Annotated in this window: 13 protein-coding genes and 1 tRNA gene; 5 read left to right on the forward strand and 9 right to left on the reverse strand. The window is 54.3% G+C overall.

The window, feature by feature from the left end; all coding sequences use genetic code 11:
- Positions 1-71: 71 nt before the first annotated feature.
- The gene (locus tag FOA19_RS04385; RefSeq protein WP_223808731.1) at positions 72-404 is read right to left on the reverse strand and encodes a hypothetical protein; all 333 of its coding nucleotides are present in this window, start codon (positions 402-404) and stop codon (positions 72-74) included.
- A gap of 307 nt (positions 405-711) precedes the next feature.
- Here FOA19_RS04385 and FOA19_RS04390 point away from each other — a divergent pair, with 307 nt between their 5' ends.
- The 3 genes from FOA19_RS04390 (at position 712) to FOA19_RS04400 (ending at position 3,385) form a co-directional block, all read left to right on the forward strand.
- Positions 712-1,353 carry a C40 family peptidase gene (locus FOA19_RS04390; RefSeq protein WP_149089556.1) on the forward strand — a complete coding sequence of 214 codons (642 nt, stop codon included), beginning with the start codon at positions 712-714 and terminating at the stop codon, positions 1,351-1,353.
- Positions 1,354-1,644: 291 nt separating this feature from the next.
- Complete coding sequence (locus FOA19_RS04395; RefSeq protein WP_149089557.1) at positions 1,645-2,520, forward strand: YkvA family protein; 876 nt, start codon at positions 1,645-1,647, stop codon at positions 2,518-2,520.
- Positions 2,521-2,632: 112 nt separating this feature from the next.
- Positions 2,633-3,385 (forward strand): M48 family metallopeptidase, encoded by a 753-nt coding sequence (locus FOA19_RS04400; RefSeq protein WP_149089558.1) that lies wholly within the window; start codon positions 2,633-2,635, stop codon positions 3,383-3,385.
- Positions 3,386-4,326: 941 nt separating this feature from the next.
- Here the strand turns inward: FOA19_RS04400 and FOA19_RS04405 are convergent.
- The 8 genes from FOA19_RS04405 to FOA19_RS04440 form a co-directional block, all read right to left on the reverse strand.
- Positions 4,327-4,587 (reverse strand): acyl carrier protein, encoded by a 261-nt coding sequence (locus FOA19_RS04405; protein WP_149089559.1) that lies wholly within the window; start codon positions 4,585-4,587, stop codon positions 4,327-4,329.
- A 35-nt stretch (positions 4,588-4,622) separates the two neighbouring features.
- Positions 4,623-8,000 (reverse strand): efflux RND transporter permease subunit, encoded by a 3,378-nt coding sequence (locus FOA19_RS04410; RefSeq protein ID WP_190300281.1) that lies wholly within the window; start codon positions 7,998-8,000, stop codon positions 4,623-4,625.
- Between the two features lie 65 nt (positions 8,001-8,065).
- Positions 8,066-9,226 (reverse strand): efflux RND transporter periplasmic adaptor subunit, encoded by a 1,161-nt coding sequence (locus FOA19_RS04415; protein WP_223808732.1) that lies wholly within the window; start codon positions 9,224-9,226, stop codon positions 8,066-8,068.
- A gap of 9 nt (positions 9,227-9,235) precedes the next feature.
- On the reverse strand, positions 9,236-10,714 hold the full coding sequence (locus FOA19_RS04420; protein WP_149089561.1) for a TolC family protein: 1,479 nt from the start codon (positions 10,712-10,714) through the stop codon (positions 9,236-9,238).
- A 3-nt stretch (positions 10,715-10,717) separates the two neighbouring features.
- A complete protein-coding gene (locus FOA19_RS04425) occupies positions 10,718-11,332 on the reverse strand; it encodes a TetR/AcrR family transcriptional regulator (protein ID WP_149089562.1) in 615 nt (204 codons plus the stop codon).
- 352 nt (positions 11,333-11,684) lie between these two features.
- Positions 11,685-12,428, reverse strand: coding sequence for a LytR/AlgR family response regulator transcription factor (locus FOA19_RS04430; RefSeq protein WP_149089563.1), 744 nt, complete (start codon positions 12,426-12,428; stop codon positions 11,685-11,687).
- Positions 12,425-13,450, reverse strand: a complete 1,026-nt coding sequence (locus FOA19_RS04435; RefSeq protein WP_149089564.1) for a sensor histidine kinase — start codon at positions 13,448-13,450, stop codon at positions 12,425-12,427. The genes FOA19_RS04430 and FOA19_RS04435 overlap by 4 nt, the downstream gene beginning before the upstream one ends.
- Before the next feature lie 58 nt (positions 13,451-13,508).
- Positions 13,509-14,318 (reverse strand): LiaF transmembrane domain-containing protein, encoded by an 810-nt coding sequence (locus tag FOA19_RS04440; RefSeq protein WP_149089565.1) that lies wholly within the window; start codon positions 14,316-14,318, stop codon positions 13,509-13,511.
- 757 nt (positions 14,319-15,075) lie between these two features.
- Between FOA19_RS04440 and pheS the strand changes: the two genes are divergently transcribed.
- Both pheS and FOA19_RS04450 read left to right on the forward strand, forming a co-directional pair.
- Positions 15,076-16,101, forward strand: coding sequence for a phenylalanine--tRNA ligase subunit alpha (gene pheS, locus FOA19_RS04445; RefSeq protein ID WP_149089566.1), 1,026 nt, complete (start codon positions 15,076-15,078; stop codon positions 16,099-16,101).
- Positions 16,102-16,308: 207 nt separating this feature from the next.
- Positions 16,309-16,382: transfer RNA gene (locus tag FOA19_RS04450), tRNA-Asn, on the forward strand.
- Positions 16,383-16,467 lie beyond the last annotated feature (85 nt).

The raw sequence follows: 16,467 nt of genomic DNA on the forward strand, positions 1-16,467 counted from the left end.
CGTTTAGGGCTTGTTTTGCAGAAAACAAGCCCTAAACGGCAGCCCTTCTTTATGGCAAGTTCTGAAAGTTTCTAAACCGCTCCCGTAGGCGGCTTAGCCTGATTTTGCTTCGCCAGGAGGCTCTGTTTCACCCCGGCCATGCGGGCTTCCACCTCATACTTATTATTATAGTAGCCCACCTTCACCGATTCTAGCAGGTACAGCCAGAGAAATCTAAGGTAGCCATGCTCCTGAAACTGACGCACATGGCACAATTCATGCGCCACCCAAGCACTGTCCAGTAAAAAATTTTCTTTGGAAACTCCGCTCAAGTGTATAGTTTTGCCCAGCACCATGGCCACGTTGGTGCTCTTCAACTTCCAGCGGGCAAACCGCGCCAAAGGTGAGTTCTCAATAATTTTCAAATTATTTTCCAGGGGCTGCATCTTTCTTTTTTGCCAAATTATACGGCAGACAGGCTTCTAAAGCTACATTCTTGCATCCATTTCCCTTCTTTACAATTCCCGCACAATAAACCGGGCTTTAAACGAGTTTGGTTTTAAAAGGTTTCATATTTACCTTTGAAATAATGAGAGTATGTTGGAAAATAACATTCTTTCTGTAAAAGGGCTTTCTTCCTGTTTTTAAGCGTCTCTGACGCTGACAGTTGGAAGAGCCGCGAGGTGGTCTCTGCTGCAGCCGGTACCACCCGATGTTTCACCATTAAAACAGATGATGAAAAGTTACATTCTGTCTGCACTAGCCTTAGGCTCTGCGTTTCTGTCCTTCTTCTATGAAGTACAACCTTCTTCAGCCAACAACTACTCTGAGGAAGCATTATCGGTCACCCCATCAGAACAAATCCAGGAATGGGCGCTGGCACACAACAATTTCCGTGCTAACGATCCGCTCAGCGGGGTAACCAAAGAGAAAAGCCTCACCTTCAAAGACTCGCTTTTCTACAACTACTACTCCCAGTCGCTAGGCCTTAAGTTGGATTACGACGAAGACAAAGCCCTGCTGGAAACCGTAGCCGACTGGATTGGCACCCCTTACCGCTCCGGCGGAAACACCCAACGCGGCACTGACTGCTCTGGGTTCGTGAGCAAGGTCTACAAGCAAGTGTACGGCATCAACCTTACCCACAGCTCGCGCTCCATGTTCCATGAGGTGAACAGAGTTTCCAAAAACGCCCTTGAAACCGGCGACCTGGTTTTCTTCCGCCGCGGGCCCGGCCAACCCATCTATCACGTAGGCATTTACCTGGAAGACGGCAAATTCATCCATGCCGCCTCTAACGGTGGGGTCATGATCAACTCCCTTATGTCTCCTTACTACAAGAGAAACTTTTACGCCGCCGGCAGACCCATCTAAGCTGCCGCAGCTTCAAGCATAAAAAAAGCGCCTGCTCTGTTCTACAGGGCAGGCGCTTTTTTTATGCTTCCTGTTTCTGGGTTATTTATGGGAAAACAGCCTCAAAACCGGCCTGTTATCCGCAGGCGCTTCTAACTATTTCCTATTAAAACAAGTATAGAAAGTGTTACAAGCCAACGTACGTGCCGGCATCCTTTACCTTCTTACCCGATCTCCATTCTTTTTTGTTACTTGCCGCTGCGGAAGTGAAGCGCCGATCTTTACACCTGTTACTCAAACGTCAATACCCATATGGAAAACCAAACCGATAACCCCAACAATGTACACCAGTCCTCCGCCTTCAAGCGGTTCCTGCACAAGGCCGAAGAATACCTCAAGCAGCCGCTGCGCATCAAGACCCTCCTGAACGATGCCTACCAGAAGGCCTCCGAGAAAAAGGATTTCGGGACGATTGCCTCCGAGGCGGTGGAGAGCGTGGCCACGCTGTCGCGCCTGATCAAGGCCTCCGTTTCAGGGGAGTACCACGGCATCCCTAAAAACACCATTGTGATGGGTGTGGCCGTGCTCATCTACTTCCTCTCGCCCATTGACATGGTACCAGACTGGATTCCGATCATCGGGCTCCTGGACGATGTCACGCTGTTGGCCTGGTTCATGACCAGCATCAAGACCGAGATGGACAAGTTCCTGGCCTGGGAGACTTCTATGGGCAGAACCCCCGCCCAGGCTGGTGCCGTGGTGCCTTCTTCCATGCACACAGACCCATCGGCCCACACGCCTAAGTACGAGAACGAGGCCCCGGGCCAGTACGGTAGCAATCGCCTATCGGCCCCGTCCAATACGGGCATCGGCTCCTCGGCCTCGCAGCAGAACCACACCTACGGCGAAGGCAACATGCAGGTGGGGAACAACTCCTCGGGCTCGCAGGGCTCTACCGGCGGCATCATCCCTAACCAGCATGATGACATTCCGGTGACCAGTCTGCACTCCGTGGAAGGTACGCCCATCCAGGAGATTGACCCAACGGCCACCCATGACGCCGCCCCCACCGACCACGGCGTGCCTACCGGCTACGGCGAGCCAAACGTGCGCGCCTCTACCACAGATAGCACCCGCGTGCCCAACAGCAACAGCTATGACACAGACCACGGCGGGAACGTACGGTAAGGTTTGGAGCTTATTTTAGGAAAAGGCGCCTTAAACGGGCGCCTTTTCTGTTTTACAGGGTGAGGTCAGGCATACGGGAAAATAGCGGCCCAACCTGTATCTTTGCCGGGATATGGAGAGGAAGAAAAGCAGCCCTACCCTTGCATCGGGGATTCTGGAGAAGGAGATTGACACCATAGGCCTTGTGCAGTTTGTTCCCAGCGCCACGGCAAAATACGTTAGAATCAGCATCAGGCCCTGCAAAGGCGTACGGGTGACCTTACCCAAACGCGCTACGCTGGCGCAGGCCGAGGCCTTCGTGCAGGAGAAAGCCCCCTGGATTAGAAAGCACCTGTCATCGCAGCAACTACAGCAGAGTAAAAAGACGCTGTTCTCCCCCGAGGTGGAGTTCAAAACCCGTTTCCACCAACTCCTCCTACTGCCGCATCCCTTGCCGCACTGCAAGAGCCGGATCAAAGACGGTGTGCTGTACGTGTGGTACCCCGAGCAGATTGACTTGCAACACACCGATGTGCAGGACTACATCAAAAACGCGGTGGAATACACCCTCCGGTTAGAGGCCAAGCGCTACCTGCCCCAGCGCGTGGCGCACTTCGCCCGGCAGTTCGGGTTCTCTTTCCAGCAGGTGACCATCAAAAACGCCAAGACCCGCTGGGGCAGCTGCTCTCACACCAACAACATCAACCTGAACCTGCACCTCATGCGCCTGCCGGAGCACCTCTGCGACTACGTCATCCTGCACGAGCTGGCGCACACCGTAGAAAAGAACCACGGTCCCCGCTTCTGGGCTCTCCTGGACAAAATCAGCGGCGACGCCCGCGGCCTGGACAAGCAACTGAAAGCCTACCGGTTGGAAGTCTTTTGAAAGGAGTTCTGAGCTCTGAGTCTTGGGTCCTGAGTGGCTTTGGAGTATCTCTGTTGGCGAGTTGAAACACAGGCGCTTTTGGTCTATTTTCTGTTAATGGCCTCGAAATACAACCCACCCCTACCCCTCCGAGGAGGGGAATTTCGCAAAATATCAGTAGGTGGTTGGGGCGCAGTTCTGGTTATTGGTGATAACACCAATAACGGCACAGGCGAGGTTGGCCAGAGAACGATGAGGAATGTAGGGGCACCTCTTGTGGGTGCCCTTTCTGGTAGCAGCTGTTGTTTGCGTCAGAACCGTTGGAGACAAGGCATGCCTTGTCTCTACATGATCAGATAACCCAGATGCATAATCTAGACGAATACCAAGACCACCCGTATCCTGCGGCAGGCCGGGGCGAAGGTCTACAGTGAGGCCGAGGCACGGCCTGACGCACGGAAGAACTATTTGAATGGCAGTGGCTTGCGTGTGCTATGGAACAGAGGACGGCTGCGGGGTGGTACTGGAATGAAGCCTCACTGTCCGAGCGTCAGCGAGTTTGAGGCTTCTTGATTCTTTTGGTTACTTTTCTCATCAAGGAGAAAAGTGACAAACGCCCGCAGACCGCGGCTGCAACCCAAGAGTTAGAAGAAAGGCAACAGGAAGTAAAGACCTCTAGAGTGGGTTTGAGGCTAACGCCTCACTGCAGTTGCAAACTGCAGACCATGGTAGGTCCAAGTTGAAAACTTGAACCAGAGAAGAGTGAAGAGAGAAGAAAGAAGAAAGAAGAAGAAGTCATCCCCCTACCCCCTTCCAAGGGGGACCATGCGCTTAAAAACTGTTTTACATCCGTTTCCCTAAAAACAGCCTCAAAACAAGCCCCGTCTCATGTAAATGAAGAAAGACAGAAGGAAACTCCCCCTGCCTTTCTGAGTCAAAAAATGAGCACTCTAATAAAGGGATTAACTTGCCTGGCGCATGGTGTGGCTGGAGACATAGTTCACAAAATCACCAACGGTGTTCAGGGGCACTTCGTCGGGGATGACAATCTTGAAACGTTTCTCCAGCTCCAGGATAATGTCTACCACATCTACGGTGTCAAAGCCGAACTCCTTGTTCAGGTTGGCTGAGGCCCGGAGGCGGGAGGGCTTTATCTCCTTGGTCTTACTGATGATTCTAACGACTTTTCGGGTAACAGAAGGGGTTGTATGGGCGGTAATCATATGGGTAAATGTTAAAGGGTCCTTATTCAAACAAATCAGCCTACCAGCACCGCTTTTTCCTCACGGCGTTTGGGCAGTACCTTCCTCTTGATTTTCTCATTGATCAGGTACATCATAGGCACTACCAACAGGGTAAGGAACGTAGCAAAGCTTAAACCAAAAATAATAGTCCAGGCCAGGGGTCCCCAGAAGGTCACGTTCTCGCCGCCCAGGAAAAAGTGCGGCTCTAACTCGGTAAAGAGCGTGAAGAAATTGAAGTTGAGACCAATGGCCAGGGGAATCAATCCTAGAATGGTGGCAGTGGCGGTCAATACCACCGGACTCAGACGCGTTTTACCGGCCAACACAATGGCTTCCTTCAGCTCCATTCCCTCTCCCATCAACACATCGGTAAATTCAACCAGCAGAATCCCGTTCTTCACCACAATCCCGGCCAGGGCAATAATCCCAATCCCGGTCATCACTATTGACATATCCATATTAAAGACAGAGAAACCCAGCAATACCCCTATGACCGAGAAGATAACTTCTGATAAAATAATGAGGGATTTGGAAACCGAGTTGAACTGTGTCACCAGCACCAGGAAGATGAGGCACATGGAGGCCAGACCCGCCAGGGAAAGGAAATCCATGGTCTCTTTCTGGTCTTCCTGCTCGCCGCCCATGCGTATCTCATACCCCTCGGGTGTAGGAAACTGGTCCAGGGCTGTCTTGATGTTGCCTACCACCTCATTGGGGTTGTAACCGCCCAGCACGTTGGAGGAAAGCGAGATCACCCGCTTCAGGTTCTTGCGCTTGATGCCGCCGTACGTGGTAGAGTATCTGATGGTGGCGACCGCCGATACCGGTACCTGGCGCACCATGCCCGAGGCATCTCTGAACGTGAGTATCATGCCCATGAGCTGGTCAATGTTCTTGCGGTACTGCTCGGCCAGCCTGATCTGGATGGGGTACTCGTCCTCATCCTTCTTGAACTTGGATGCCTCCTTCCCGAAGATGGCCGTCCGGAGCTCGGAGCCTATCTGCGCGGTGCTCAGGCCCTCGCGGTTGGCCCGCACGCGGTCAATCTCCACGGTGATCTCGGGGTTCTTGTCCTCTAAATCGGTGCGCAGGTCTTCCACGCCGGCAATCTGCAGTGAGTCAAGGTAGCGCTGCACGTCTTTGGAGACCTTGATGAGCCCGGCAAAATCTTCGCCGGCCACCTCCACCAGAATGGGCTTGCCCACTGGCGGACCGTTCTGCTCCTGCTCCACGGTGATCTCGGCCCCGGGAATGCCTTTCACCGCCTCCCGGATATCGTCCAGGTACTTAGAGGTCTTTACGCCCGGCTCACGGTACTGGTACTCCACAAAAGCTACCGTCACCCGCCCGCGGTTAGACTCGGCCTGCTGGCCTCCTGACATGGGGTCGCCGGCGCCCACCGCCACGTTGGAAATCACAGATTCCACGTTGGGGTTTTTCTGACCCACCACTTTAAACACCCTGGACTCCACCACCTTGGTAATGGAATCTGTCACCGTTTGGTCGGTACCCACCGGCATCCGGATGTAGGTGTAGATGAAGTTAGGATCGCCCTGCGGGAAGAATACTACTTTGGGAGCCCTGAGGCCGGTCACCACAAAGGAGAGCACCAGCAGCCCCACCACAAAACCTACCACTTTGTAAGGCCGTCCGCCTACCAGCATCCAGCGCAACAACCCCTCATAGCGCCGCATGAAGGCGGGCAGCACGCGGCCCTGGAACGAGTTGATCCAGCCGGTGAAGACATACTTGTTCAGGGCCACAAACACCATGAGCACCACCACCAGGTTGCCAATCCCTACCCAACCGGCCGCATAACTCAACAGCGCCACCCCGGCCATGATGAGCATAGACAGCCTGAAGGATTTTCTTTGTTTCGCTGGATCCTGGTTGCGGTTCATGAAAGACACCGCAAAAACCGGGTTGAAGATAAAGGCCACCAGCAGCGAAGCCATGAGGGTCAAGATCAGCGTGATGGGCAGGTAGAACATGAACTCGCCTACAATGCCGGGCCAGAAAGCCAGCGGCAGGAACGGCGCCACCGTGGTGAGCGTACCGGCCAGCACCGGCAAAAACACCTCGCCGGCTGCCAACTTCGCCGATTTGGCGATGTTCCAGTTGGTCTCATGGAAGATGCGGTGCGTGTTTTCAATGACCACAATGGCATCGTCTACCACAATCCCCAGCGCCAGCAGAAACGAGAAGAGCACAATCATGTTCAAAGAGAACCCAATCATGGGCATGATCAGGAAGGCGATGAACATGGAAATAGGCACGGACAGCCCCACGAACAGCGCATTGGTGGTACCCATGAAGAACATCAGGATCAAAGTCACCAGGATAAACCCAATGATGATGGTGTTGATGAGGTCATTGAGGGTGTGGCGGGTCTTGTTGCTCTGGTCACCGGTGACAGTGATCTTTAGGTTCTGGGGCAACGTGGTGCCGTGCGCCTCTTTGATGATGGCGTTGATCTTGTCTGAGGCTTCAATGAGGTTCTCGCCGCTGCGCTTTACAATGTTGAGCGTAATCACGGGGTCGTTGTCCAGGCGGGCAAAACTCTCGCGCTCCTCAAAGGTATCGGTGACCTGCGCGATGTCCCGCAGGTAGATGTTGCCGCCGTTCAAGGACTTCACCACAATATCCCCGATGATGGCTGGGTCTGTGTACTGGCCCACCACGCGCACGGCCCGCTTCATGTCGCCCACGCGCACGGTGCCGCCTGAGATGGTCATGTTCTCGGTGAAGATGGCGCGCTCCACATCGCCAAAAGTCACCCCGGCCACCTGCATTTTGTACATGTCCATGTTCACCTGCACTTCCTGCTCCAGGGCGCCCACAATGTCCACGCGGGTGATCTCGGGCAGGGTCTCAATGCGGTCCTGCAGATCCTCGGCGAACTGTTTCAGTTTCTCGGCGCTGAAATTCCCCGAAAGGTTCACGTACATGATGGGCATCTCGGAGAAGCTGATCTCCTGCACGTTGGGGGCTTGGGGAAGATCAGTAGGCAAATCGGTTTTGGCTTTGTCCACGGCGTCTTTCACCCGCTGCTTGCCCACCTCTACGTCTACATCGGTGTTGAACTCCACGTTGATCATGGCAAAGTCCTGCATGGAGGTAGAGGTGACCTTTTTGACTCCGTTCAAGGATTTGATTTCCTTTTCAATGGGCCGTGTGACCAGATTCTCCATGTCTGAGGGCGAGGTGCCGGGATACAACGTGGTCACGATCATGGTGGGGATCACGATGTCCGGGAAGTTCTCTTTCTGCAGGCGGTTGTAGGTGAGAATGCCCGCAATGGAGATGAGGAACGCAATGATGTAGATACTGGTGCGGTTATCAACGGCCCAACTGGTGGGCTTGAATTCCTTGATGTTATGAGACTGTTCCATGTAGTTGGTGTTTAGGAAACCCCGGCCACGCTGACGCGTTTAGGGCTTCTTTTTGGAAAAACGCCTTAGAAACTCACCGGCTGCCCCTCATTGAGGTTCTGGGCTCCGGCACTGATCACCTGGTCATTGGGGTTGAGGCCCGTGAGCACTTCCACTTTGCCGCCGTAAGAAGTACCCGTGGAGATGTTCCGCTTCACGGCTACCCGCTGGTTGCCTTTCTGCTCCACCACGTACACAAAGTTGCCCTGCTCGTCTTTCTGCACAATGTCCAGCGGCAGCGTGAGGGTGTTCTCCTTGGCGTAATCCTGGATGCGTACCACCGCCACCATGTTGGGGCGCAGGTTCACTTTTCCCTGTTCAGAGGGCTTCACCCCCAATTCCACCGTAAACGAGCGGTTAGTCGGGTTGATGTTGCTGCCCACCACCCGCACCGTGGACATGATTTCCTGGTTCAGATCGGGGAAGAGCACCAGGGCGTCATCGCCCCGCTTGATCTTGGCCGCGTAGGCCTCAGAGACTTCCGCCACGATCTTGCCGCTGCTGGCGTTCACCAGCCGGATGATGCCCATGCCGGGCGCCACTGACTCCCCAGATTTAGGAACCACCTGGTCCACCTCACCAGAGATAGGCGCTTTCACGATGTACTGGGCCCGGGCGGCCTGCATGGCGGCTAGTTGGCGCTCCAGGCTCTCCACGTTGTTCTTGGCGGTGAGAAACTGGATCTCGGTGCCGATTTTCTGATCCCAGAGGTTTTTCTGCTTCTGGTACACCGTGCGGGCCAAATCCAGATTAGGCCGAAGGGCAGCAATCTGCTGATCCAGCGGACCGGCGTCTATGGTGGCCAGGGTTTGGCCGCGGCTCACGCGGTTGCCGGGGTCCACGCGCAGACTGGTCAGCACGCCTGGCACTTTGGGACTCACCATCACGTTCTGGTCAAAGTCCACACGGCCCTGCACCTCCAGGTAATGGCGAAAAGTCTCGGGCTGCACGGTCAGCACCGACACCGGCACGGCGGCCACTTTGGGCCCGCTGCCCTTGCCTTCTTTCTGCAGCTCGGTTTCCAGTTGCGTGATCTGGCTGGTTAAGTCGGCCTGCTCTTTCTTGAGTTCGGCTAATTGGGTGGCTTTGTCTTGCTCTTTCTGGCCGCAGCCAGAGGCGAACAGGGCCATGGAAATAAAGCCGGCAATGAGGTAGATTTTCATAGAAGATAAAAATGAAAGGTTCATGGGTTGGGTTTATTTCAGGAGCAAGGCACCGGTGGCCCGGTCAGCGTCTATCTGGGCAATGAGGGCGTCATAGAGGGCACTGTAGTAGCTGGTCTGGGCGGCGCGCAGATCAGTCTCTGCGGTGATCACCTCCAGGTTGGAGCCCACGCCTTCCTGGTACTTGATGCGCGACACGCGGGCAATCTCCTCGGCCAGCTCCAGGTTCTGCCGCTGCGCCCGCAGCACGCTCATGGTGTTCTCTACCGTGACATCAGACTGACGCAACTCTAAATCAATGGCCTGTTGCAGCTGCTCAAAGCCCAGTTTCACGTTCTCCAGCTGGATTCTGGATTGCTGCACCTGGTAGCTCTTGCGCAAGCCGTCAAAGATGGGCACCTGCAGGCTCAGGCCCACCACCCCGAAGTCAAACCAGTTGCGGGTAGTGGTGTTGTTGGCCCCAGCGCGCACATCCAGCAAACTGGAAGCCGATTTTCCCACGCCGTTGTAGCCGTAGTTGGCGTTGAGCAGCAACCGGGGCAAGTAGCCCGATTTGATGTTGCGCTGCTGCAAGAGGGCCAGGTCGCGCTGGGTTTCCAGGATGGAGTATTCAATGCGGTTGGCGTAGGCAAAGGTCCCATAGTTGACTTTAGGTTTGCCGGTGGCCAGGCTGCTCTCATTCAGTTGATCGGTGAGCAGGATGGGCTGGGCCTGCGGGTACCCCATCTGGAACTTGAGCAGTTGCTCTCCCAGGGTCAGCAGCCGCTGGGCTCTGTCGCGGTCTATCTTGAGGTTGTTGTAGCTTACCCTAAGGCGGTCCACGTCCAGCTTCTCCACAAACCCGTTGCGGTTCATGATAGAGGTCTGGCGCAAGAGCGTGTCCAGGCGGGTGAGGTTCTGGTCCAGCAATTTGATCTGCTCGGCGGCCACCAGCACACTGTAATAGGCTTTGCTCACCTGCTCGGCGGTTTCTATCTCGCCCTGCTGGGTGCTCTTCTTCGAGAGCTGGGTGTAGGTAGAGGCTGCCCGCAACCCGATGAGGTAGGAACCGTCAAAGAGCAACTGGGAGGCCGAGAGCGCCGCCGCTCCGGTCCAGGGCTGCACAAACGTGATGGCCTGCGGCCCGGACATGCCCTCGGGCACGGTGTAGGTGGGCGTGAGCACAATGTCCTGCCCCGAGCTGAGCTCCTGCTGGGTAATAGTGAAGTTATTGAGCTGCCCGCCGCCCCCGAAGGCGCTGAAATCTACAATAGCCTTCTGCTGGATGAAGTTGTTGCTGATGTCTACCCCGGCGTTCACCTGCGGCAACCCGATGGCGCGCACTTCGCCCACTTTGGCTTTGTCTATCTGTTCCTGGTTGCGCAACGTCTTCAGCGAAGGGCGGTTCTGGAGGGCGAACTGGATGGCCTGGGACAGCGAGAACGCCTGCTCCTGTGCCCAGGACGGCAAAGGATCCAGTACTGTGAGGAGCCAGGCTAACAAAAGCCAACTAACGGAGAGGCGCTTTTTCATAATTTAGTCTTCTTCGGTGATCTGTTTATGCTGATTGATCAATCTATGCCCCTTAAGGGTGGCCAACCCCAGCATGAAATGCTCCAGCAGCGCTATTTGCACTTTCTGCAAGTCAAACCGGGTGGCCGGATACGTCTCTGAATCAAAGCCCAACTCCACCTCGGCCAGGCGCAGCCTGGCCAGAATCTCCACGTCAATGTCTTCCCTGAACAGCTTCTCTTTGATGCCGCGCTGGATGTGCTCTTTGGTCTGCTTTAAAAAGAAATCGTTTTTGTGCTCCTGCCACAGCCCCCAGGAGGTAGGGTGGTATTTCTGAAGGTCATAGAAAATGCTGGGGTGCATCTGCCGCATTAGCCCGCGCACCATCTCCACAATCTGGAACATGGCCTCCAAGGCATTGTTAGTGGAGGCCAGCGCCTGGCTGCAGGTTCCTTCCATGCCCTTGATGTACTGCTGCATGCCCTCAAACACCACCTCGTCTTTGTTCGCGAACCATTTGTAGATGGTCTTTTTAGACACCCCCAAACGCGCGGCCACATCATCCATTGAAACTGACTTAATCCCTTTCTGAAAGAAAAGGGCCAGTGCCTCCTGCAGTATCCTGTCTCTGATTTCCATTCGTTTCCGTTGATCGGGGGTAAACCTATGGAAACTTTTCTTGTTCCCAAAGTTTCCATTACAAATGTTTTCAGCTTTCTAAATCTTTGATTCTCTGCATATATAACTTTCCGAAGCGAGCTCAAAGGGCAGGCAGAAAGCTGCTATTACAGGCCTGTCGTTTAAGGCTGATTCTTTCAAAAACACCCCAGAAACGAGTACCATATAGGAGACTTCATTCTTTGGGCTAGCGCCATTTCAGGCCTATTTTGGTCATAACAACCCAAAAACGATTCCCTTCCTCCAGCTTCAGGCCGGGGTTTATGCTTATTCTTAGAAAATTATTTTGGGGCTCTTTTTACGTTTTCAGGCGCTAAATACCCAGCACGGCTTTCAAGCGGGCGTACCCGGTCTTGCTCAGGGGCAGGCGGGTGCCGTTGCGAAGCAGGGCCACGTGGGTTTCCTTTTCCAGGGGCTCAATGCGGGTGAGCTGGTCCAGGGCCATCATGTAAGACCGGTGCACCCGCACAAACTGACGGTTCTCCAGGGTTTTCTCATAATAGCCCATGGTTTTCTTCTTCAGGAAACAGCCGTAGGCGGTATGGATCTTCACGTAATCATCATAGGCCTCCAGGTAATGGATGTCCTGCACCGGAATGATCCGGATGTCGTTGTTCACCTTCACCACAATGCGTACCTGCTCCTCAGGCTGTTTGGCCGGCACTTCCTCCAGCACTTTCACCGTGGTCTCTGATGCCGGCTGCTGCTGTTTTTGGCGCCATTTCTTTAAAGCGGCATCAAAACGCTCCTGGGTGAAAGGCTTGAGCAGGTAATCCACGGCGTTGGTCTCAAAGGCCTTGATGGCGTACTCGTCAAAGGCGGTGGTGAAAATCACGCCCGGCACGGCCTCCACCAACTCCAGCATCTCAAAACCGTTGATCTTGGGCATCTGGATATCCAGGAACACCAGCTCGGGTTGGTGCTGCATAATGGCTTTCACACCCTCAAAACCGTTGTTGCACTCCTGCACCATCTCCATATCTGGGTACTTCTGCAGGTACTCGCAGACAATGCTCCGCGCCAGGGGTTCATCATCAATTACCAGACACTTGATCATATTTTCTGAGGTATTTTAACGGTGGTGATGAAAACGTTGTCTTGTTGGTGGGTGGTGAGCAGATCGGTGCGGGCGTACAACAGGTACAGGCGCCTGCGTACCGAGTCCAGCCCGAAACCGGTGCCCTGCTTGTGCTGCAGCAGCGCGGAGTCAAAAGGATTCAGGGTGCTGATGACCAGCATAGAATCCTGCAGGGTGGCGGTAATCTGGATGAGAATATCGTCAATGGTATCATACAGGCCAAACTTGATGGCGTTTTCCACAATGGGTTGCAGCAGCAGGTAGGGCAAGGTCCCTTGCAGGCTTTCTTCCTGGTAATCTACCTGGGTCTGCAGCCGGTGCCCGAACCGCACTTTCTCAATCTCCAGGTAAATCTGCAGGTGCTGCAGCTCATCCGCGAGGGGCACCATGGTTTGGTCATCTTTGCGAAGCGTGCCTCTCAGGAAATCTGACAGCTGCTGCACCATTTTCTTGGCCTGGTCGGGTTGGGTTTTCACCAGTGCGCTGATGGAGTTAAGGCTGTTGAACAGGAAGTGCGGTTGCAGTTGCTGCCGCAGGTTGAACAACTCGGCTTCGCGGGCCAGTTTCTCGGTGGCGGTTTTGCGTTCCTCGGCTTCTTGCTTCTCACGGGCATAAAACCACAGCCAGTTCTGCAGCACAATGAACAGGATCATCAACCAGGCGAAGGCCAGCCGCACAAAGAAAGTCTTGTCAACAAAGGCCAGGTATTCTGTCTCCGCGCCCAACAAATGCTCCAATCCGGTATCCCAAAGCACCAAACTGATCATGGCCACGCCCAAACTCCAGCCCATCAAGTACACCACCTGCCGTCCGCCGGGGCGATAGAAGCGCAATGCCAACGACATCACATAGCCGCTGCCCACTACCAGACCACTGCTTAAGGAGGCGTCTTTCCAGGCCAGGTCTACCGGAAAACCTGCCTGGTAAATCACCGCGCTTTGCACCGCGGCCCACAGCAAAGCCCAACCCAGATACAGCAAAATAACCTTAAGTGATGACATGGTGCAGCAGTGGTTTGGCACGTAAGCAGGCGCTACCGATAGCATAAGCGACCTGTGGTTAGTAACTCTTGATCTCTATGCCCCCGCAGAGCACCGTTCCCTTCAGCACCAGCACCTTGTCAGATTCCAGGGCGGCCTCTACGAAGCCTCTTTTGTCGTCTATCCCCCCAAAGATGGTAACCACCTCAGAGCGTACCCGCCAGTGCGGCGGGATGATCAGGCTGACGCCCCCGAAGAACTCGGTGATGTTCAGGATCACTTCGCCCTGCACGTCGGCGTGGGTGAGGTTGTATTTGGCCCCGCCGCAGAAGGTGAGAATGTCGCCGCCTTTGAAGTCCTTTGTGATCACGTTCTTGGTGATGCCGCCAAAAACCGCGGTCCCCGTAAGGAAGTCTTCTTTGGAAAAACTCTCGTTTCCGGGGAAGCTCTCATTTGTAGAAGCAGCCCGGTTGAAGTTAGGTCCCTGTGGCCCGAACCGCCTTACTTTCTTCATGTGTTTCTCGCAGGTGTGCCGGGGTTTGAAGATAAGCCACAAGCCGGCCACCATGATAATAATCGGCCATAAATAATTCCTGAGCCGAATACCAGGCACCAAATCTTCCAGCAGAAACACGCCCCCGATGATGATGGGCACGATAAACCCGGGGTTGCGGAACGAATGCCGGAAGCCGCTTACCAGGCCAATCACGATCAGAAGCATTTTCCAGGAGAAAACCCAGCCCGGCAAGAAGATGGCGTGCATCTGATTGGCCAGCAATATAGCGCCCACCCCTATGATGAGTAACCCGGCGGCCACCCGGCCTCCTTTGTTTGCAGGACGGTCCCACTGCCGGTAATCGCCTACTCGTTTTATGTTCGGATTTTCCATAACCTTGCTGATTTATGTTCCAAAACTAGGCAGAACCGGTGCGCGCCACAACGGGAATTAGGCTAAGCCCAGCGGAAAGTAGGTGAATGGCGGGTGGGCGTAGGTGAATGAAGATAATTTGTTGTTTACCGATTCTTTTGGGAGTTGTAGTTTGTATGGGCTAGTGGAGGGCCGCTGTGGTTCTTATAAGTTTCCTGTGCGCGTAGTCCGTTAATGCTGGCGTAGTACCGCTGTTTGCGTGGGTTCATAAGCTTTATTGTTTCATGGCTGGGCTCCGTGCGCTCACGGCCGCGAGGCCCCGCCTTCCGGCATCGCGCTGCGCCAGCTTCCTTTGCTCCCTTGCGGTCACAATGCCTCTCGGCACCGGAATCTGACAAGGCGCTCAACCGAAAGGCTGGAATTGGTGCGTTTGGTTAAAGCCTTTGCAGCACAGCGGACTTTCCCCTCCTTAGCCAAGAAGAAGACCCTGTGGATGTTCTGATTCCCCTCCTCGGAGGGGCAGGGGTGGGTTATCTCTCCATGGTTCAAGTCTGTGACTTGGACCCACAATGACCGGCAGTTTGCAACTGCCGAGAGGCGAGAGTGGCAAAAGCGAACGTCTCAGCGTTGATTTGGCAAAAAGGACAACTATAAGACCTCTCTTGTTTTAAAGCTGTTTTTACTGAAACAAGCTTGAATCGTATTCACCTACGAGGATTGGACCTACTGTTCCTGACAAAACCTTACGCAATCCCCATTACTTCTTTATCTTTGCGCTATGCTATTGGAGAACATAAAACGGCTGACCCAAGAGGTAGAGGCCTATGCGATAGAGAACAAAGAGCAACTGGAGACTTTCCGGAACACCTATGTGAGCCGCAAAGGCCAGATTGCCGCCCTGTTTGACGAGATGAAATCCGTTGCCCCTGAGCAGCGCAAACAGGTGGGACAGGAGTTGAACCAGCTCAAGCAGTTGGCCCAGCAGAAAATGGATACCGTGCAGGAAGCGCTGGAGCAGAACGCCACGCCAGATGCGCTGGCGGGCCTTGATTTTACCTTGCCGCCGGTGCCTAATGCCTTGGGTACCCGGCATCCGCTGGCCCGCGTGCGGGAGCAGATCATCCGTATTTTCGAGCGCATCGGGTTCAACGTATCTGAAGGCCCCGAGATGGAGGATGACTGGCACAACTTCTCAGCGTTGAACTTCCCCGAGAACCACCCCGCCCGCGACATGCAGGACACGTTCTTCCTGAGCAAAAACCCGGATATGTTGTTGCGCACGCATACCAGCAGCGTACAGGTACGCGTGATGGAGCACCAGAAACCACCCATCCGCACGCTGTCCCCGGGCCGCGTATTCCGGAACGAGGCTATCTCGGCGCGTGCGCATTGCGTGTTCCACCAGGTAGAAGGCTTGTTCGTGGACCGTGGCGTCAGCTTCAAAGACTTGAAAGATACTCTCTACTACTTCGTGCAGGAGTTGTTCGGGCCAGACACCCAGATCCGGTTCCGTCCGTCGTTCTTCCCGTTCACGGAGCCCAGCGCTGAGATTGACATCACGTGTCTGATTTGCAAAGGCGAAGGCTGCAACATCTGCAAGCACAGCGGCTGGGTGGAGATTGGCGGCTCGGGCATGGTAGACCCGCAGGTACTGGAAAACTGCGGCATAGATTCCAAAGAGTTCTCCGGCTTTGCCTTCGGGATGGGCATTGAGCGGATTACCATGCTCAAGTACCAGATCAAGGACCTGCGCCTGTTCACCGAGAACGACGCCCGTTTCCTGCGACAGTTTGAAGCGATTTAGACGATCGGACTAGAAAGCAATTCACGGCTAGGCGTTTGTTTTGGGGCTGTTTTCAAATAAGTAGCCTCAAAACAAAATTTTTCTGATTTCATTTTCAGCCACTTATCATAAAAGGTAAAATTTTTCTAGGCGAACACTTGCGCACAATCAGAATAGCCCCTACTTTTGCATCATCATTCAAGGTCACACGGCCAAAAGGTGATAAACTCCTCCTTAGCTCAGTCGGTTAGAGCACATGACTGTTAATCATGGGGTCCTTGGTTCGAGCCCAAGAGGGGGAGCTTCTAAATCAGCCACTTACGAGATAAAACTTGTAAGTGGCTTTTTTGTTTGCACACAATTTTCCAAAAAAGGCCATAAAACGCC

This window comes from Rufibacter hautae (assembly GCF_008271695.1).
In the GTDB taxonomy this organism is placed as follows: domain Bacteria; phylum Bacteroidota; class Bacteroidia; order Cytophagales; family Hymenobacteraceae; genus Nibribacter; species Nibribacter hautae.

Excerpts from the sequence above, each read along its gene's own strand:
- FOA19_RS04400 (WP_149089558.1), top strand. The coding sequence starts at position 2,633 with ATGGAGAGGAAGAAAAGCAGCCCTACCCTTGCATCGGGGATTCTGGAG.
- FOA19_RS04395 (WP_149089557.1), top strand. The coding sequence starts at position 1,645 with ATGGAAAACCAAACCGATAACCCCAACAATGTACACCAGTCCTCCGCC.
- FOA19_RS04440 (WP_149089565.1), bottom strand. The coding sequence starts at position 14,318 with ATGGAAAATCCGAACATAAAACGAGTAGGCGATTACCGGCAGTGGGAC.
- FOA19_RS04415 (WP_223808732.1), bottom strand. The coding sequence starts at position 9,226 with ATGAACCTTTCATTTTTATCTTCTATGAAAATCTACCTCATTGCCGGC.
- FOA19_RS04430 (WP_149089563.1), bottom strand. The coding sequence starts at position 12,428 with ATGATCAAGTGTCTGGTAATTGATGATGAACCCCTGGCGCGGAGCATT.
- pheS (WP_149089566.1), top strand. The coding sequence starts at position 15,076 with ATGCTATTGGAGAACATAAAACGGCTGACCCAAGAGGTAGAGGCCTAT.
- FOA19_RS04435 (WP_149089564.1), bottom strand. The coding sequence starts at position 13,450 with ATGTCATCACTTAAGGTTATTTTGCTGTATCTGGGTTGGGCTTTGCTG.
- FOA19_RS04405 (WP_149089559.1), bottom strand. The coding sequence starts at position 4,587 with ATGATTACCGCCCATACAACCCCTTCTGTTACCCGAAAAGTCGTTAGA.
- FOA19_RS04410 (WP_190300281.1), bottom strand. The coding sequence starts at position 8,000 with ATGGAACAGTCTCATAACATCAAGGAATTCAAGCCCACCAGTTGGGCC.
- FOA19_RS04390 (WP_149089556.1), top strand. The coding sequence starts at position 712 with ATGATGAAAAGTTACATTCTGTCTGCACTAGCCTTAGGCTCTGCGTTT.
- FOA19_RS04425 (WP_149089562.1), bottom strand. The coding sequence starts at position 11,332 with ATGGAAATCAGAGACAGGATACTGCAGGAGGCACTGGCCCTTTTCTTT.
- FOA19_RS04420 (WP_149089561.1), bottom strand. The coding sequence starts at position 10,714 with ATGAAAAAGCGCCTCTCCGTTAGTTGGCTTTTGTTAGCCTGGCTCCTC.